This window comes from Terriglobia bacterium (assembly GCA_020072815.1).
Classification (GTDB): domain Bacteria; phylum Acidobacteriota; class Terriglobia; order Terriglobales; family Acidobacteriaceae; genus Angelobacter.
In genome coordinates, this window is record JAIQGE010000018.1 from 66,295 (window position 1) to 83,751 (window position 17,457).

A 17,457-nucleotide genomic window follows, 5' to 3' on the forward strand; every position below is an offset into this window, starting at 1 on the left:
GGATTTGAGATGAAATTTCATGGCGCGCCCTGAGAGATTCGAACTCCCGGCCTTCTGATTCGTAGTCAGACGCTCTATCCAGCTGAGCTAAGGGCGCGCTCGGGTGTAGCGGGACTTCATTGATTTTATAACATGCTGGTGTTTTGCGCACCAGGTTGGGGTCCTCGGCGGGCGCCCAGTGATTTATGCGGTTTCTCCTCTGCTATGCTGGTGCCGGACATTCGAGGAGGCCTTCAAGTGCTCAAGACAAGCCAAAGAATCGTGGTGGCAGCGGCATTGGCGGCAATGATGCTGTGGCTGGCGGGCTGCCGCATGCACACCAGCATCGCCGACATCACCAGTGATCCCGCAAAATTCGCGGGGAAAGACATCACGGTTGCGGGCACCGCGTCCGATTCCTTTGGCGCCATGGGCAACGGAATTTTTAGAGTCGACGACGGAACCGGGAGCATCTGGGTATTGAGCCAGAACTTTGGCGTCCCCGGCAACGGCGTGAAAGTGACCGTTACCGGGCGGGTGGAGCAGGGATTCAATCTGGGCGGGAAGAGTTATGGAGTCATTCTCAGGCAGACTGAAGACCGGCACTGACCATCGGCTAGAGTTCGACAACGAAGGCCTAGGCGATGAAAGACTGGTCGCGAAACGCCGGACAAAAAGTCGTGAACTGTCGTTTGACAGCCACTGATTTCGCTCAGTAAGATTTCTTCACTCATGAACGCGAACTGCCAGAACCGGATGATGCTGATGTGTTGTTGTTGCGACGCGTCCATCCTGCGTTCTGGCGAGTATGTGTCCTGGGTAGCGATCATCATTTAGATCTCTAGAGTTTTACCAGTATCAGCACCCACTCACCAGAAGGTGAGTGGGTTTTTAATTTTAGGCGGGTCTTTTGCCGTGCCGAGTGCGCTGATCCGAGGAAGACAAAAATCTATAACCAACAAGGAGAGTGTCCTGTGACCGAAACAGAGAACAAAGTGGGAATCGAGAGGCAGAATGAAACAAAGCCTGTGCCGCGGCGGCGGCTGTCTTTAGATAGCTGGGCGGTGATCCTGGGTCTGGCCTTGGCGGCGCTGGTCCGCTTGGGCGTGCTCAAACATGTGGCGTGGTAGAGAAAGCAGGAGGGTGATCCAAATGGCAAGTTCGTCGGTTGTAAGCCGGGTAGAGCCGTTGCAGCTACCTAAGAAACTCTTTGCGCTGGTTCCGGGAGTGACGCTGCTGGTGGTTGTGGGCCTGGCGGGCAAGGTCCTGGAGAAAACAATTAATGCGTACTCCAAGGCGCATCATCTTGTGGTACCCAACATCGAGTATGTGCTGTCGGCGAGCCTGATCGGGCTGTTGATATCGAATACCGTTGGCGTGGCCGAAGTCTTCAAGCCGGGAGTGGCTACTTACGAATTCTGGCTCAAGAGCGGCATTGTGTTGCTGGGCGCGCGCTTCCTTCTCGCCGACGTGCTCAAGCTGGGCGCCGTGAGCCTGGTGCTGGTGCTGATTGAACTGGCCCTGTCCATCGCGTTCATGACGTTCCTGGGTCGCGTCTTCAAGCTTAGCCCCAAGTTGACCAGCCTGCTGGCGGTGGGATCTTCGATCTGCGGAGTGTCGGCCATCATCGCCACCAAGGGCGCGATTGACGCCGACGATGAAGACGCGTCCTTCGCCATTGCCGCGATTCTGGCGCTAGGTGCGCTGGCGTTGTTTACTTTCCCGCCTATCGGCCACGCGCTGCATATGAGCGACCGTCTTTACGGCTTGTGGGCCGGCACCGGCGTGGACAACACGGCGGAAGCCGTGGCCGCCGGAGCTCTTTATTCAGACGCTGCGTCCAAGATCGCCGTGCTGGCCAAGACCACGCGCAATGCGATGATCGGGTTTGTGGTGCTGGGCTACGCGATCTATTGGGCGGTGCGCGACCGCCGCCAGATCGTCGGCAGCAAAACGGCTTTCCTGTGGCAGAAATTTCCCAAATTCGTTCTGGGCTTCCTGGCCATCTCAACCCTGGCGAGCTTGAAAGTGTTTTCGCCCGACCAGATCGCAAGCCTGGCCAACCTTTCAAAGTGGGCCTTCCTGCTGACGTTCGCCGGCGTGGGCCTGCGCATCAGTTTTCGCGAGATGAAGAAGCAGGGTCTGCGTCCGTTCATCGTGGGCGCACTGGGCGAAGTGGTGATCGCAGCCATCACTCTGGGACTGGTGCTGGCGGCGAGCGAGCTGGTGCGCATCTGAGAGTGGCCGCTGGCCGAAAAGAATACGCAGACGGGATGCACCAGCACTCCTTGCGGTCGCGATGCGAACGCCAGATTCGGCGCGGAAGCATGTTACATTTGACGACGCATGAATCCCGAACTGCGTAAGCGACTGCAGATCATTTTGCTTGTGGGTGTGGTCCTGGCGTTGGTCCGCGTCGGTTATATGTTCTACGAACGCCGGCAGGTGAGCGAACCGCCGCCCAAAGTCCGCGAAACGTATTCCAGCAACTTGGACGACTACGTCTACCTGCCAAGGATTGTCCCCTTTGATTTGAAATCGGCCGGAAGAGAGATGACCGGCAAAACGGTGTGGGTGCGCAAGGGGTACGCGCTTGCGTACTATGGCTACAATGCGGCGAGCCACCAGGCAGATCTGGGACGCAAGTCCGGCGTGCTGCCGCCGCTGGAAAAACTCCAGATCAAGGACGTTGTGCTGCAACGTGCGCCCGCAAGTGTGTCGCCAGGACAGGTGGTGATTGTGCAGAAGCTGGTGCTGGCCGTGGCGGAGCGGCAGCACGATCCAGGCCTCATCGCCGTGCCGGTGGGAGTAAATGTTGGCGACGACTTCAAATTCACCGCCAACGACGTCTTCTTCTTCGCCGATCCCCATGAACTCTACAAACACTGGCCGCCGGATGTTTGGACGGCTGTGGACAGCCATCAGGCCAAGGAAGGCATGAATGAGCTGCAAGCGGAGTGTGCCTTGGGGGCCAGCGGCATTATCGGCACGGGAGAATACGGGGACCGCACTCTGGAATACTCGAATGGCGGCCATCCGGTGACGGTGACGTTTGTAAAGAACAAAGCGGTTTCGGTGGTACAGGGCAAGGCGCCGTAAAGATGGAAGTCCTTGAGTCGGCGCAAGTCGAAGGGCAATGATCTTGTGAGCGCTAATCTCCCGCCGAACTCTTGCGTCCCTTCTTGGCCGGGCTGGCCGGCTCGTCTGCCGACTGGACTTCACTGCCGGTGGAAGCTTCGCGCACCGAGCGCGGGGGCTTGCGGCCTTCAGCGATGCTCATCTTCAAAGCTTCCAGAATATCAATGACCGGAGCCTTGTGGACGGGCGCTGCGGTCTCCACGATCTCTTTGCCTTCCACCTTGGCCTTGATCATGGCCATCAGGTTCTCGCGGTAGTTGTCTTTGTATTTATCGGGCTCGAAGGGCGCCATCAGGGAATCAATCAGCATTTTGGCCAGGTTGAGTTCTTTGTCCTGGACCATGCTGGTGTCCGTGCGGAACTCTTCCACCTGGCGGATTTCGTCAGGATAGTACATGGTGTGCAGCAGGATGCCCTTCTGTCCGGGGCGGAGAATCACAATGTGCTCGCGGTTGTGCATGGCAATCTTGGCCACGCCGACGCATCCGCTCTTGCGCAGGGCCTCAAAAAGAAGCGCGTAGGGCTTTTCGCCGGCTTCGTCGGGCGCCATGTAATAAGAGCTTTCGTAATAGATGGTGTCCACTTCGGCGGACTTCACAAACTCCAGCACTTCCATGGTCTTGGCGCTCTTGGGCGCGACCTTCTTGATCTCTTCATCGTCAATCACCACGTATTTGTCTTTCTCGTATTCGTAGCCTTTGACGATCTCACTGCGCTCAATGCGTTTGTCTTCCGCTTGACAAAAGAGGACCTGCTTCACACGCGAGTTGTCTGACTTGTGCAGCTGGTTGAAGCTGACCGACTCACTGCGCGCTGCGCTGTACAATTTGACGGGAAGCGACAGCAACCCAAAAGTAAGGTGGCCTTTCCATACGGTACTAGCCATTGCGTTGTCTCCAAAAAACCGGGCGAGGCTAACTTTTTAGCACAATAATTAGTGCATTACAATCTCCGGAATAAGCCATGTCACTAGAAGAATACCGGCAGAAAAGGACCTTTGAGAGGACGCCGGAGCCCGCCGGCAAGGAAAAGACGGACGAAGGTAACCGCTTTTTTATCCAGCGACATAGCGCGCGACGTCTGCACTATGACTTGAGGTTGGAGATGAACGGCGTGTTGCGTTCCTGGGCGCTGCCGCACGGGCCGACTCTAGACCCGGCGATCAAGCGGCTGGCGGTGCTAGTGGAAGACCATCCGATGGAATACGGAAATTTTGAAGGCACGATTCCCGCTGGCAATTATGGCGCCGGCGGGGTGATCTTGTGGGACCGGGGCACATATGAGTGGGCAGGAGAGAAGTCGCCGGAGGTGCAGTGGAAGGCCGGCGACCTCAAGATCAAGTTTCACGGGCAGAAGATCGTCGGCGAGTTTGCGCTGGTGCGGACCAAGCGTGTGCAAGGCAAGAAAGAAGACTGGCTGCTGATCAAGAAGAAGGACTTCGCGGTCCGGCCGGGATGGGACCCGGAGAGCGACATCCGCAGCGTGTTGCAGGCGCCGGCTGATCCTTCGTCCGTTGAAGGCGCGGTGAAAGCCGAGATGCCAATTTCGCTGGAGCCGATGCTGGCCACACTCACCGACGCGAAGGCGATGCCATCGGGGAGCGACTGGCTGTTTGAAGTGAAGTGGGACGGCTACCGCGCCCTGTGCTTTATTTCCGATAACCTCGGTGCCGACAAAAAGATCCGCATGCTGTCGCGCCGCGGCAATGCGATGGAGAAGCAATTCGCGGAAGTCGCCAAGGCGCTGCTGGAGTGCGTGAACGCCGACACGGCGTTGATTGATGGAGAAGTAGTGGCGCTGGATGAAAACGGCGTGCCGAGTTTTCAGCTTCTGCAGAATCATACTGGTTTTCATAAGTCCGCGAGCCTGAAGAACGCGGCCAGCGCGTTGAGCTTTTATGCTTTCGACCTGCTGTATCTCAACGGCTACGATCTGCGCAACGCGGCGTTGATTGACCGTCGCCAGCTTCTCAGCTCCATTCTGCTGCCGAGCGAAACGGTGCGCTATTCAGACCATTTTGCCGGCAAGGGACAAGAGTTGCTGGAGGCCGTGACCGCCAAGGGCATGGAAGGCATTCTGGCGAAACATGCGCAGAGCAAGTATGAATCGCGGCGCACAAGTCAGTGGTTGAAGATCAAGATCGCCATGCAGCAGGACTTTGTGGTCTGCGGATTCATCCTGGGCGAGCGCGAACCCTTCGGCTCGCTGGTGCTGGGATATTACAAAGACAAGAAGCTGGTCTATGCAGGAAACGTTGGCTCGGGGTTCACGCAGGCGTCACTCAAGTCAACTTACGAAGCGCTGGAGCCGCTGATCACCAGCAAGGCCGTGCTGAGCGACGTCCCCAAGGAAATTGGAAAGGTCACGTGGGTCAAGCCGGAGTTGGTGTGCGTGGTGAAGTTCAACTCCTGGACGGCCGACGAACGCTTGCGCGCGCCGGTGTTTCAAGGCATGCGCGCCGACGCCGAACCCAAAGACGTGGTGCGCGAAACCGCCGAGCAACCAGCGGCGATTGCGTCGCCTGAGCCGGAGCCCGAGACATTGGTCCGCAAAGAACCGCTGCTGCCCGCGGGCGAGACCGAAGCCATCCTGACCATCGGCGGGCATCAGCTCAAGTTCACCAACTTGAAGAAAGTCTTCTATCCGGCGGACAACTACACCAAGGGCGACGTCATCAACTTTTACGCGGCCGTCGCGGACTTGCTGTTGCCGCATCTGGAGGGGCGTCCGCTGTCACTGAAGCGCTATCCGAACGGTATTGACGCAGACTTCTTCTTCCAAAAAGCCGCGGCGGCCAGTTTCCCGGACTGGCTGCATACGGAAGATATCGCCACCAGCGAGGATGCTACTACGCGCTTCGTCGTTTGCGATGACAAAGCGTCACTACTGTACCTGGCCAACCTGGGCTGCATTGATCAGAACCCGTGGATGAGCCGCGTGGGTTCGCTGGACGAACCGGACTTCATCCTGATTGATCTTGATCCTTATCACTGCGGCTATGACCAGATCGTGGAAGCAGCCCAGCTGGTCAAGCGAAAGCTGGACGTCATCGGACTGCAAGGCTACCCCAAGACCACCGGCGGCGACGGCATGCACGTGTACGTCCCGGTGGAGAGCGGCTACAGTTACGAACAGACCCGCAACTTCGCGCAGATCCTTTCGCACCTCGTGGTGGCCGAGAGGCCTGATCTGTTCACCACGCCGCGCAACGTGGCAGCCCGGCAGAAGGGAAAAGTATATTTTGACTGGATGCAGAACGCTGAGGGCAAGACCATTTCCGCGCCGTACGTGCTGCGGGCGTATCCGGGCGCGCCGGTGGCCACGCCGCTGGCCTGGAACGAAGTGCGGCCGGGTTTGAAGCCGCAGCAGTTTCACATCGGCAACGTGCTGCGAAGATTTGAGCGCGTAGGCGACCTGTTTGCCGGCGTCCTGAAGAAGCCGCAGGAGATGGAGAAAGCGCTGGAGAAGATCAGCCACATGATGGGAGCAAAATGAGTCAGGACGTACAGAACGCGGTGACAGAGAAGCAGTCATCGGCGGGGAAGTCTGCGCGGGCCAAGCTCCCGCAGCGCTTCGTACGGTTGCTGGCGGGCACGGCGATCCTCTGCTTGATCCTGTTCGGGACCGCGGGCAGGCTGAGTTGGCTGGGTGCGTGGGCGTTTGTCGCGATGTTCCTTTTGTTCCTTTCATTCGTGCTGGTGTGGGGGACGCGCAACGCTCCGGAGCTTCTTGACGAGCGAGCCAAGCCCGGGAAAACGTAAAGAGCTGGGACAAGGTGATTATGAAGATCTACAGCGTGGTGCTGATCAGCTTGTTCGTCGTGGCCGCCCTGGATGCGGGACGCTTCCGCTGGTCGCACATGGCGGCGCTGTGGCAGGCGACCGGCGGGGTAGTTTTTCTGCTGGCCGGCAGCGTGATTTTTTGGTGCATGCGGACCAACGCGTTTCTCTCGGCGCGAGCGCGGATTCAGGATGATCGCGGGCACACGGTGGTCCAGGATGGGCCGTATCAGTATGTGCGCCATCCCATGTACATCGGCATCATGGTCCTGATGCCGGGCGTGGCGCTGCTGCTGGGATCGTGGTGGGCGCTGGTTCCGGCGGGGACCATTGCAATTCTGTTTGTAATCAGGACCGCGCTGGAAGACAAGATGCTTCGCGCGGAGTTGCCGGGCTATCAGGAATACGCGAAAAAGGTGAGGTACCGGCTGGTGAGGGGAGCGTGGTGAATCGTTTCTTTTGGAGCGCGTGGGGATAGCAAATCGAATCCCATCCTTTCGCAAACAACGCGAAAGGATGGGCCATCCGGCAGACCACGCCTTTTTCAGGGCAGTCGAACGGTGATGGGATTCTGCGACCGAAGCGCCACCTGCTGCTTGACGTTACGGACCGAGATCGTCCCTTGCTGCACCGCAGGGTTAATCAGTTGCTTCAATGCGACAAAGCGGTAGCGTCCATTGGAGGTGGTAAATGTGTGGAAAGTGTGCCCGTTGTAGGCGAAATCTACCGGCGCGCCGGCGAACGGCTTACCATTGTGATCGAGCACAACCCCGCTTTGCATGACCGACATGGTCGAAGGATCATAAGGCATGAACAGGAATGTGCCATAAACTACATCCCAAAAAACCTGAAAAATGGTGGGTCCGGTGTAGCCGACCGACGGGCAAACCAGCGTCAGCGCAGCCGATTGGGTCGAGCCCTGACTGCTGGTGTCGGTCTCGCCGCAGGTCCAGGTCATTGAGCCTTCCAACTTCCACTTGGTATTAAAGAACACCGCCCCGGTTTGCAAGGATGCGGAGACAGAATATTCATCCTGGGTTGACTTGGCGTCATCACTGGCATACTCGTTCTTGAGAGTCGCGGTTATGGATGGACAATTATCGCTGGCGTGAAGCGGGGGCTCATAGGGAAGTATCCATGTGGTTGGCCGGAAACGATTGAGGTCGAGGACTGGGGAAGGGCTACCGGTACTGTTCGCGAGTTCGCAAAAGTCCGGACGGATTCCGCCAGGGCCGGTTGATCCAGGTCCCGCAAATGGATCCAGGCACCTTATGGTCTTGAAGTCCGCCGCGGTCAGCCCAGCCTTTGCCAGTTCCCTGGCAACGACCGGTCGCATGCTGGCGGGGTTGCGCAATTCCGACACATATACTTCATAGCGTGCTACGGCATCTGCGGGCTGCCAGAAGATGTTTGTTCCGCCATCGGTTGAAAGCGTGATGGTTGGATTCAAAAGCAACTCAAACATGTCCTGGTCATGGTCAATGCCGTCACCGTTGGCGGGCACCTTGATCTCAAGGCTGGCGGACTTGGTGAGGTTCGTAGACTTGGTATCGCCGGTGGTGCGATTCCAGCCGAAGCTTGCGTCGCCGCCGCCCGTTATCTCATTTCCGAAACTCACCGTCACTTTCAATCCATCCTTGAAGGAATCGGCCATAGTGACCTTTGATCCCATCGAGCTTCCTGAGGAGTAATCGACCAATCCCGGCTGCGAGCAAGGAGAGTTGGGTGTGGAACTTGTGCATCCAGGCGGCGCGTAAACGACGGCCGCTACGATGTACTTTGGATTTATCTTGGCAGTCTTAGGGGGCGGAGGCGGACCTTCGCAGTTGCACTCGCGCTCTCCGCGCGGCAAGCCCTCCACGTTCTTGCAGTGACCCTGGGGAACGCCTGCGGTGCTGCAAGCAGCACCAGGGTGTGTGCATCCTACCTCCGGGTTGCCGGTACAACGCTGCGCACTTGCATTGAGCGTAAATAGGCAGACCATCATGAGCAAGAGAAAGCACCACGGCTCTGAGGCATTCTCATTTCTCTTGAAACCGCGCTTCCAATTGGACATAAACGACGTCCTCCTTGAATCGAGAATCTTTCTGTGAGTATTCGTGATCGAGGATGGAGGAGCGTTACAAAATTTCCTCCGCCGGATGGCCCACGCTTTCGCCCGGTGCTTCCACCCCGCCGCACCAACATCAGGCGCGCCGGGGAACCCGTTCCGCGTTCAACGGCACGACTGAAAGTCATGCCCTGATACCTTCAGCGGCTGAAGCCCGCGCTTGTGGCCATTGCAGGAATTCGCTATTGATTCGCTTGTATAAATGTGTTAAGCTAGAACATTTTCCACGCGCGGAAGGAATAAGGGTAGTGAACCTGGGTTTTTTTACACCGGAGCCGGGCAAACCTCAAAAAACGAGATTTACCGAAAAGGGCTCTAAGAGCGCAAAGAATCAATGGGATAGAGGCATATTATCTGAGTAGTAAACAGTTGGGTCACCGTTGGGTCGAATGGAATAAAGCCTTTGTTTGTAACAGGGATGTATGGGGAGGGGTGGGGGTGGGGTTGGCAGAGTAGTGATTAGCAATATGGCTACCAGGGATCGGGTGATCTGGACATCGGGTGATCGCGATGCAAAAACAGATTCCTCGGGCGGGATCCCTCGGAATGACAATTTCATGGGGCGGATCAGGGCCGCGAAAGGCGGCAAGCAATAGTGTTCTTTGAAAACTGAATAACGTAAAAGATGGACGCAGAGTTCTTTGGTGGTTCGGGATGTCCAGGTTAGTCATCCTCCGGCGCCGGAATCTGCGCCAGATCGCTGATTTCCTGGCCGAATTGCAGGCAATAGCCGTTGTTGTCGCGGATGGCGAATTCCCTCATGCCGTAGGGGAAATTCTCAATGGGATAGACCACGGTTGCTTTGTCTTTGAGCTTTGCCCAGAGGGCGTCCACGTCATCGGTATTGAAATAAAGAGAGCCGGTGAAGGTGGGTTTGTCGAAGGGAACATGCTCGTTGGGAAGCGAGATCATGACTTCGGCTTCGTCTCTGCTCAAAGACGCCCAGCCTCCCATGCGATTCGTGCACTCAAAGCCCAGAAGGTCGCAATAGAAGCGGACGGTTTCTTCAACGTTCGTGACGTACAGAACCGGAGTGGGGCCGTTGAGCTTTATCGCCAAGCCTTCCGCTAGTAATTCAAGTTGAAATCCAGCAAGTTCCAGTAGAGGACGAACCAGACAAAGCCGGCGCAGGCCAGGAGCACCAGGAAATTCCAGAACTTGCTCCACCACCAGAGATTGCGGTCGCGCCAGGAGCGGAAGCAGCCGATCAGGATCAGCACTGATCCGAGCACGCCGAGCACGCCCACCACCTGAATGCTGTGAATGGGGAGATCGAGTTTTTCGCTGAAGTTGCCGGGACTGTCCCCGGTAGCCACCAGCATCAACGCGAGAAAGAAGATAAGGTTCAAGGCGCATACCAGGCGGATCCACAAACGTCCCTGGCGGGTGCTGGCATCCATCTCCATGCGGTGGTGGTAGTGGTCGCGCACCACGGCGCCGATGGGCCAGAAAAGCAGAGTCAAAGCCATGATGCTCAAGGAGGCAATCAAGAGACATCCGTTGACGCGGGCGTCCTGCAGAAAAGTGGCGCGCTGGGAGATGATGGCGGGAAAGTTTGGGAGCAGTTGCAGGCGGCCTTGTTCGTCGCGGCGGAAAGCCAGCAGTTCCTGGCTGTTGACCGCGCGATAGAGAAGCGGCGCAATCTCCTGCCATTTTCTGGGCTGGCCGCTCAGGTCCTTCGCCGAGTCCACGGTGATGACGCCGTCAGAATCGGCGGTCACGCGCTGTTCGCCCAGCCAGTTGCCGGCGCGAAGGAAGCTGGCTTGCGGACGCCGCGACGTCATGTAGCGCCCACTCACGGTCTTGGCGTCGGCTTGCGCGCTGGTCAGCTTGGCCACCGCTGGAGGCTGGTAAGGGAAGTAGCGATCGAGAAAATGTGTCCACAGTGCCGTGCGCGGGCTGATCTCCTGCTTGCCGCCGCTGTTATAGGAAACGTAAAAGCCCAGGCCGGCATCGGGCATGAGATGCAGGTCGCTGTGGAAGAAAACGGTGTCGCCGCCGTGTCCGATGATGCGGTGGCCGTTGCGCGTCTCCTCATAGAAGCCCAGGCACATGCCATTGAGGGCGGGATGCAGTCCGAACTGGCGCGAATGCATCATGCGCGCGGTCTCAGGACGCAGGATTTGCGCGTTGTCCAGTTTGCCATCCTGCAGGTGGGCGATCATGAAGCGCGCCATGTCGGTGGCGGTCGCAGACAAGGCGCCGGCAGGAGCTTCTTCAATGATTTCAAACTTCTCCGCTTTGCCGGACGCGACGTGATATCCGCTGGACATCAACGGCTTCAGGTCAGCAGGCAGCGGCTGGACGAAGGTGGAGTGCGCCATGCCCAGAGGCTGGAAGATGTTGTCGCGGACGTAGTCATTAAACGGCTTCCCCGATACGCGCTCGACAATATAGCCGGCCAGCCCGGCGGCGTAGTTGGAGTACGCCGGCGTGGTCCCCGGAGGAAAGATCCGCTCCGGAACGTGCTGGGTGAGATGCTGCCGCAGCGTCGCCATGGGTTGGCCTTCCGCGTTGATCAGGTCTTTGATCTGTTCTTCAAATCCCGGCGTGTGGGTGAGGACGTTGCGCAAGGTAATAGGCTGGGGAAAGGTGTTGGGAATCTTGAAGTCGAGATAAGTGTTGATGTCCTTGTCCAGGTCAAGTTTGTCTTGCTCCACCAACTGCATCACCGCCGTCCAGGTGAAAAGCTTGGAGATGGAGCCGGGACGGAACAACGTGGCGTCGGGGCTGACCGGCGTTCGTTTTTCCACGTCACTGAATCCGTATCCCTTGGCGACGAGCACTTTGCCGTCTTTAACCACCAGCACCACGGCGCCGGCAATGTTTTCGCGCTTCAGTTGCATGGGGACAAAGCCGTCCAGGAAGGCTTCCACGTCCGCGGCGGTCATCTCGTGCGGGGCTTCCGCAGCGTTGGTGGCGGAAGCTGCTGGCTGCGGCGTAGGAGCCGGCGAGGAAGCGGGCTGTTGCGCCAGTCCAGCCGCACAACTGAAAAGCAACACGAGCAGGGTGCTACGCCAGAAGGCGTTGCGTAGGGAAGCCTGGTTTTTCATCAGGATCACGGAGTCTACTCCGACGGTGTATGGGACTCGCGAAGAACCGGGAAAGGATATCACGCAAGCCACGAAAATTCAGATGAATGGCTAACTGAGCGGCAAGGCTGCGTCGAATTCAAGAGCGGCGCAAGAAAGACAATTTGGCATTTTTGTTCGCGCATTTGCACGCCAGTGGTCAAAGCATCGAGGTTACAATTGCGGCTGCAAGGCGTCTAAATCCAACAACCCAGCACCGCGAGAGATGGAAATGGCCGTTAGGGGGAATCAAAAAGGGACGGAGGTTCCCGAATGAATCCGGCGATCAGCTTCGTTTTGTGTTTCGCCCTTTGGCCGTGGCAGAGCGGCGGCCAGGTTCCACAAGCGCCCGCGACGCCAGCTCGTGGGGCCGCCTCCGAAAGTGACAGCATCGCGTCCGGCAAGAGCATCTTTGTGAGCCGCTGCGCCAAGTGTCACAACGAAGACGCCAACAAGAAGCTGCCGGATGGAACAACTCTGCTGGGGCGTTTAGCAAAGAACAAGGACCCTGAAGGAAGGTTGGGGACTCGGCTCAAGAATGAGCAAGAACGCCACCAGGTGTTCCTCTACATACAGTCGCTGATCGCGCAGCAGCCTGCAGACGCCGGACACAAGTCTCAATAGTTGTGAGATACGGGGGCTTTCCTGGGCGCGTACCGTCGCGATAGGCATCATGATTATTTGCGAAGCGTTGACCGTCTAATCTCACTCGTAGCGCAGGGCTTCAATGGGATCAAGATACGCCGCTTTTCTTGCCGGGTAATAGCCAAATGTGATTCCAACCAGGGCGGAGAAGAACACCGCCAGCAGCACCGCGCCCGGTCCCACCACGGTTGACCAATTTGCCAAACGGGAGATCAGAAATGACGCGCTGACACCCGCGACAATACCAATGACCCCCCCGACAACGGATAGCGTGGCGGCTTCTACCAGAAATTGTGTAAGGATGTCACGCGTCTTGGCGCCCACGGCCTGGCGCAATCCGATCTCTCGCGTCCGCTCGCGCACCGAAACCAGCATGATGTTCATGATCCCGATGCCGCCCACGATGAGCGATACGGATGCCACCGCAGCCAGCATAAGAGACATCACGCGGGATGAACTTTCCTGAGCGGCCAGGATCTCCTGCATGTTGCGGATGGAAAAGTCGTCGTCCTCGCCGGCTTGCAGGTGATGGCGTTGGCGCAACAGGGCCACAGCTTCATCCTGCGCCGCTTGCGTTTGCTGACTGCTGCTGGCCTGCAACATGATGCTGTCAACCGCGTCAGCATTGGCAGATTTTTTCCCGAGGACTTTCCGCTTGGCGGTGGAGATAGGCATGAAGATGAGGTCGTCCTGGTCCTGCCCCATGGGAGATTGGCCTTTGCGCGCCAGAACACCAACCACGGTAAAAGGCACTTTTTTGACACGGATGATTTTGCCGATGGGATCAAGATCGCCGAACAGGTTGTCCGCCACAGTTTGGCCCAAAACGACGACCTTGTTGGCTGAGTCAACATCCTGCTGGGTAAATGGCTCGCCCTTAGCCACCGAGAGATCGCGAATCTCCAGAAACGCTGGAGTGCTTCCCATGGTGGAACTGGCCCAATTGGCGTTTTCATAGACCATCTGTGCGGCGCCCCGCACTACAGGCGCGACAACGGTGATACTGGGACATTGCGTTGCAAGCTCGCGGGCGTCCGCTTCTGTAAGCGTGACGGAACTCCCCGAGCCCATTCGCATGCCCGAACTGGTGACGCTGCCGGGAGTAACGATGATGATGTTGCTTCCAATGCTGGCAATTTGGTCCTGAATGCGCTTTGTGGCTCCGCTGCCGACAGCAACTGTGGCGATCACCGCTGCGACCCCGATCACAATGCCCAGCATGGTCAGCGCCGAGCGGGCCTTGTTGACTTGCAGAGCGCGGAAAGCGATGCGCATGGCGGAAAGCAGGCGTTTCATGAGAACACCTCCACCGGAGAGTCCGCGGGCGCCAGGCGTTCTGCTGCGGCATGGACAACCGGTTGGTCGCTCACCAGGCGACCGTCGAGGAAGCGGACAATGCGGTCAGAATACGCAGCGATGTCATCCGAGTGCGTGATCAGCAGGATGGTGATGCCGCGTTCGCGATTCAAGGCCCGGAAGATCTTCATGACCTCATCACTGGTGCGCGAATCCAACTGGCCGGTGGGCTCGTCCGCGAGAAGGATCTCCGGGTTGTTGATCAGCGCTCTGGCAATCGCCACGCGCTGTTGCTGGCCGCCGGAAAGCTGGCTGGGCAGGCTTCTTTCGCGGCCGGCCAGGCCAACCGATGCCAGCGCCTGCTGGGCACGCTCCGCGGCGTCAGGAACGCTCTGGTCAGTATAAAGAAGAGGCAGTTCCACGTTCTCCTGGGCGTTCACGCGGGGCAGGAGATTGAAGGTCTGAAAGATGAACCCGACCTTTTGATTGCGGATTTCCGCCAGTTGGTCGCGATCAAGCGATTCCACCGGGACGCCATCCAGCAGATAGCGTCCTGACGTGGGGCGGTCAAGACAACCCAGCATGTTTACGAACGTGGACTTGCCGGAACCGGAAGGTCCCATGATGGCCACGAATGAGCCGCGTTCGATTTGCAGGGTCACGTCGTCCACCGCGTGCACCGTGACTTCTCCCAAGTTGTAAATCTTGTGGAGGTTGCGGACATCAATGAGAGGGACCATGTCGGACCTACATTCCCGGCAGCCGGCGGATGGGCGTGCCCTGCGTGGAATTGCCGCTTGACTGGCCCGTGGTGGTGGCCCGGACAACGACCAGGTCCCCTGGCTTCAAGCCAGCGTTGGGCGTGACCGCGGTGAACTTTCCGTCAGAAAGGCCGAACTTCACCGGAACTGCTTTGAGTTTCCCGCTGTTGAGCAGGAAAAGCTGCGTTCCGGGCGGGGCTGAAGCGAGCCCCGAGCTCTTCAACAAGTCAGGTGAAGGACGAAAGCGCAGAGCAGAGTTCGCAACTCTTAATGAGTCGTCAACACGCGCCGTCACGATAGTCACATTGGCGGTCATGCCCGGAAACAGCTTGATGTCGGGATTTGAAACCGCGATCACCACATCGTAGGTCACTACGTTCTGGGCGACGATTGGAGCTTTGCGGACGTCAGTGACTTTACCGCGAAAGACCGTGCCCGGGTATGCGTCCACGGTGAACGAAGCCGGCTGGCCGGTACGGATAGAGCCCACGTCGGATTCGTCCACGTTGGTGTCAACCTGCATCTGCGTCAGGTCCTGGGCGATGTCAAAAATATCAGGCGCCTGAAAGGAAGCCGCAACGGTTTGTCCTACGTCAAAATGGCGGGCGATGACCGTTCCGGAGACCGGAGCGAGGATGCGGGTATGGTCCAGGTTGATCTGCGCCTGCCTGAGCGCGGCCTGGGACTGGCTGGCCTGTGACCGGGCGCCGTTCAGTTGCGTGCTGGCGACGTTGACCTGTGCCTGGACGGCCTGGATGTTGTGGTCCGCGGCGTCAATTTGTGACTGGTCAGCGGTAAGCTGTGCTTGCGAGGCATCATAAGCTGCCTTGGCGATGTCATGGTCCTGCTGCGATACCACACCATCCTTGAACAAGGTTTCTGAACGTTGCCACTGTATTTGCGCATTGAGCGCATTGGCCTTGTCTTTGGCCAGAACGGATTTCAGATTGTCACGGTTGGCGATGGCTCCGGCCAGATCAGCCTTTGCTTTCTCCACCTGCGCTTGCGCGGTCACCACGGCTGATGCCACGGAATCTGCCGCGCCTTTAGCCTGGTCCACCTGGGCCTGGAACATCTGAGGATCAATCAATGCCACCAGTTGGCCCTGCTGCACCTTGGTGTTGAAGTCGGCGTAAAGCGCCTTGATATTGCCTGAAACCTGGCTGCCCACTTGCACGTTCACCACGGCGTTCAACGTCCCAGTTGCCGTGATGCTGGCCTGGACGGCCCCGCGATCCAGTGCAACGGTTTCAAAAGTGACTTTGGCCTGGGCATAAGATTGCCACGCCCACCATCCAGCGACCAACAGCAGAGCCAGAATGATGCCCCAAGCCCATTTGGGGAAATGGCGTCTCTTGCGCAGGGAAATCGGCGTCACTGGCGCCGGGGCAGGAAGAACCACAGGGATTGCTTTGGGGGATTCCTTAGCGGCTGGTTGTTGCGGTGCGGTGGTTGCCATACTCGCGACTCCTTCCCGCAGCCAAGCATGAACCCGAAGCATGCTCAAAGCTGCGTGGGTCCAACATTGATGTTAGACAATGCTGTGGTGATTTGAGGTGACGGAGGTCACAGAGAGTCGTGACCTGCGTTACGCCGCTCAGTTTTTTCGGCCATCAGTTTTTTCGAGAAGAGTAGAAGCGCGAGAAGAGATCCTCGAGAACGATGGGCGATGGCATTCGCCAAGGCAGGACTCTTGCTCAACACGAATTAAGACTTGCATCGAACATCGCGTCTTCACAACCGTTCATTTCCGAACAGTAAAAATCTTGTTCAAAGACTGTAAACATCGCAGGCAGAGCTAACCTGCGGTTCACGTTGTTCGTCTAACGAAGAACACAATCGCATCAGCGATGAAACATTTTGGCTCTGTGGTGCGTATTGGTAGATGAGTTTGGGCCCGGTAGAAACGGGCCCGCGCAGAAGTAAGAAGACGGGTTAAGGGATTGTTCCCGCCCATGGTTTTAGGCGGCCTCAGGCGAGCGCAATCCCCGCGTAGCAACGAAAAGACAAGGGCATTCGTGTGCCACGGCCTTTTCGTTTAACCCTGAGGCAACATTCTAGGCCATCGGCGGAGGAATGCAAGTGGCCAACAGGAAAGAGCGGCCGCCCCCAACCGCTTCCCGACGCTCATTCGGGAAAGAACATAAGGAGCATCCGTAATGAAGTCCAGGTTATTTTCCAAATTCATGATCGCAGTTGCGGCGCTGGCCATGACGGCCGCGGCGTTCGCAGGCAGTAACGCTCATAAAGCAAGCTTCCAGATCGCGGCCCCGGCACAGGTCAACGGCACGGCATTGCCGGCGGGCGATTACGTCGCCAAGTGGGAAGGGACGGGCCCTGACGTCCAGGTCAGCATCGTGCGCGACGGCAAGACCGTGGCCACGGTGCCCGCCAAAGTCGTGGAGTCAGGCCAGAAGGCTTCCACCGACATGGCGGAGTTTGAGAATGCCAATGGATCGGGTACGCGGGAGCTGAGCGCGGTGCGCTTTGGCGGCAAGAAGTACTCGCTGGAGTTCAACGGCCCGGCAACGCAAGCCCGCAAGGCAAACTGAACGGCGCCACGCAATTAGTGTTTTGGGGAAAGTGGTATTGAGGCCCCAAGCCCCATGGCCAGCAGGCTGCGAGGAAAGACCGCGAAGGTGTGCCCGTCAAGCATGCCGATTCCGGTCCGCTCCTAG

The 17,457-nt window shown here is 58.0% G+C and carries 15 protein-coding genes and 1 tRNA gene; 9 read left to right on the forward strand and 7 right to left on the reverse strand.

The window, feature by feature from the left end:
* Positions 1–20: 20 nt before the first annotated feature.
* Positions 21–97, reverse strand: a tRNA-Arg gene (locus tag LAO20_19335).
* A 140-nt stretch (positions 98–237) separates the two neighbouring features.
* Between LAO20_19335 and LAO20_19340 the strand changes: the two genes are divergently transcribed.
* From LAO20_19340 to LAO20_19355, 4 genes are all read left to right on the forward strand, one after another.
* Positions 238–588, forward strand: coding sequence for a hypothetical protein (locus LAO20_19340; GenBank protein ID MBZ5533589.1), 351 nt, complete (start codon positions 238–240; stop codon positions 586–588).
* Positions 589–953: 365 nt separating this feature from the next.
* A complete protein-coding gene (locus LAO20_19345; GenBank protein ID MBZ5533590.1) occupies positions 954–1,109 on the forward strand; it encodes a hypothetical protein in 156 nt (51 codons plus the stop codon).
* A 22-nt stretch (positions 1,110–1,131) separates the two neighbouring features.
* Positions 1,132–2,217: a YeiH family protein gene (locus LAO20_19350; GenBank protein ID MBZ5533591.1), complete on the forward strand. Its 1,086-nt coding sequence runs from the start codon at positions 1,132–1,134 to the stop codon at positions 2,215–2,217.
* Positions 2,218–2,325: 108 nt separating this feature from the next.
* On the forward strand, positions 2,326–3,078 hold the full coding sequence (locus LAO20_19355) for a hypothetical protein (GenBank protein MBZ5533592.1): 753 nt from the start codon (positions 2,326–2,328) through the stop codon (positions 3,076–3,078).
* Between the two features lie 52 nt (positions 3,079–3,130).
* On the opposite strand, the gene LAO20_19360 is transcribed toward LAO20_19355, so the two are convergent.
* Positions 3,131–4,003, reverse strand: a complete 873-nt coding sequence (locus LAO20_19360) for a Ku protein (protein MBZ5533593.1) — start codon at positions 4,001–4,003, stop codon at positions 3,131–3,133.
* Between the two features lie 77 nt (positions 4,004–4,080).
* Between LAO20_19360 and ligD the strand changes: the two genes are divergently transcribed.
* From ligD to LAO20_19375, 3 genes are read left to right on the forward strand one after another with little or no spacing between them, the layout of a single operon-like run.
* On the forward strand, positions 4,081–6,612 hold the full coding sequence (gene ligD, locus LAO20_19365; protein ID MBZ5533594.1) for a DNA ligase D: 2,532 nt from the start codon (positions 4,081–4,083) through the stop codon (positions 6,610–6,612).
* A complete protein-coding gene (locus LAO20_19370) occupies positions 6,609–6,878 on the forward strand; it encodes a hypothetical protein (GenBank protein ID MBZ5533595.1) in 270 nt (89 codons plus the stop codon). The genes ligD and LAO20_19370 overlap by 4 nt, the downstream gene beginning before the upstream one ends.
* Before the next feature lie 20 nt (positions 6,879–6,898).
* Positions 6,899–7,345, forward strand: coding sequence for an isoprenylcysteine carboxylmethyltransferase family protein (locus LAO20_19375; protein MBZ5533596.1), 447 nt, complete (start codon positions 6,899–6,901; stop codon positions 7,343–7,345).
* Between the two features lie 95 nt (positions 7,346–7,440).
* Here the strand turns inward: LAO20_19375 and LAO20_19380 are convergent, their stop codons facing one another.
* Complete coding sequence (locus tag LAO20_19380) at positions 7,441–8,550, reverse strand: carboxypeptidase-like regulatory domain-containing protein (protein MBZ5533597.1); 1,110 nt, start codon at positions 8,548–8,550, stop codon at positions 7,441–7,443.
* Positions 8,551–9,669: 1,119 nt separating this feature from the next.
* Positions 9,670–10,362, reverse strand: a complete 693-nt coding sequence (locus LAO20_19385) for a VOC family protein (protein ID MBZ5533598.1) — start codon at positions 10,360–10,362, stop codon at positions 9,670–9,672.
* A 1,988-nt stretch (positions 10,363–12,350) separates the two neighbouring features.
* Between LAO20_19385 and LAO20_19390 the strand changes: the two genes are divergently transcribed.
* Positions 12,351–12,701, forward strand: coding sequence for a hypothetical protein (locus tag LAO20_19390; GenBank protein ID MBZ5533599.1), 351 nt, complete (start codon positions 12,351–12,353; stop codon positions 12,699–12,701).
* An 81-nt stretch (positions 12,702–12,782) separates the two neighbouring features.
* Here the strand turns inward: LAO20_19390 and LAO20_19395 are convergent, their stop codons facing one another.
* From LAO20_19395 to LAO20_19405, 3 genes are read right to left on the reverse strand one after another with little or no spacing between them, the layout of a single operon-like run.
* Positions 12,783–14,018, reverse strand: a complete 1,236-nt coding sequence (locus tag LAO20_19395) for an ABC transporter permease (GenBank protein MBZ5533600.1) — start codon at positions 14,016–14,018, stop codon at positions 12,783–12,785.
* On the reverse strand, positions 14,015–14,758 hold the full coding sequence (locus LAO20_19400; protein MBZ5533601.1) for an ABC transporter ATP-binding protein: 744 nt from the start codon (positions 14,756–14,758) through the stop codon (positions 14,015–14,017). Before LAO20_19400 ends, LAO20_19395 begins: the two co-directional genes overlap by 4 nt.
* 7 nt (positions 14,759–14,765) lie before the next feature.
* Entirely contained in the window at positions 14,766–16,238 is a 1,473-nt protein-coding gene (locus LAO20_19405) for an efflux RND transporter periplasmic adaptor subunit (protein ID MBZ5533602.1), read from the reverse strand.
* A 700-nt stretch (positions 16,239–16,938) separates the two neighbouring features.
* On the opposite strand from LAO20_19405, the gene LAO20_19410 reads away from it, so the two are divergent.
* The gene (locus tag LAO20_19410; protein ID MBZ5533603.1) at positions 16,939–17,331 is read left to right on the forward strand and encodes a hypothetical protein; all 393 of its coding nucleotides are present in this window, start codon (positions 16,939–16,941) and stop codon (positions 17,329–17,331) included.
* Positions 17,332–17,457: the final 126 nt, after the last annotated feature.

Bases quoted from the DNA above. Each gene is read 5' to 3' on its own strand.
- LAO20_19350 (MBZ5533591.1), top strand. From the start codon at position 1,132: ATGGCAAGTTCGTCGGTTGTAAGCCGGGTAGAGCCGTTGCAGCTACCT.
- LAO20_19355 (MBZ5533592.1), top strand. From the start codon at position 2,326: ATGAATCCCGAACTGCGTAAGCGACTGCAGATCATTTTGCTTGTGGGT.
- LAO20_19360 (MBZ5533593.1), bottom strand. From the start codon at position 4,003: ATGGCTAGTACCGTATGGAAAGGCCACCTTACTTTTGGGTTGCTGTCG.
- ligD (MBZ5533594.1), top strand. From the start codon at position 4,081: ATGTCACTAGAAGAATACCGGCAGAAAAGGACCTTTGAGAGGACGCCG.
- LAO20_19370 (MBZ5533595.1), top strand. From the start codon at position 6,609: ATGAGTCAGGACGTACAGAACGCGGTGACAGAGAAGCAGTCATCGGCG.
- LAO20_19375 (MBZ5533596.1), top strand. From the start codon at position 6,899: ATGAAGATCTACAGCGTGGTGCTGATCAGCTTGTTCGTCGTGGCCGCC.
- LAO20_19380 (MBZ5533597.1), bottom strand. From the start codon at position 8,550: ATGGCCGATTCCTTCAAGGATGGATTGAAAGTGACGGTGAGTTTCGGA.
- LAO20_19385 (MBZ5533598.1), bottom strand. From the start codon at position 10,362: ATGCGCCTTGAACCTTATCTTCTTTCTCGCGTTGATGCTGGTGGCTAC.
- LAO20_19390 (MBZ5533599.1), top strand. From the start codon at position 12,351: ATGAATCCGGCGATCAGCTTCGTTTTGTGTTTCGCCCTTTGGCCGTGG.
- LAO20_19395 (MBZ5533600.1), bottom strand. From the start codon at position 14,018: ATGAAACGCCTGCTTTCCGCCATGCGCATCGCTTTCCGCGCTCTGCAA.
- LAO20_19400 (MBZ5533601.1), bottom strand. From the start codon at position 14,758: ATGGTCCCTCTCATTGATGTCCGCAACCTCCACAAGATTTACAACTTG.
- LAO20_19405 (MBZ5533602.1), bottom strand. From the start codon at position 16,238: ATGGCAACCACCGCACCGCAACAACCAGCCGCTAAGGAATCCCCCAAA.
- LAO20_19410 (MBZ5533603.1), top strand. From the start codon at position 16,939: ATGAAGTCCAGGTTATTTTCCAAATTCATGATCGCAGTTGCGGCGCTG.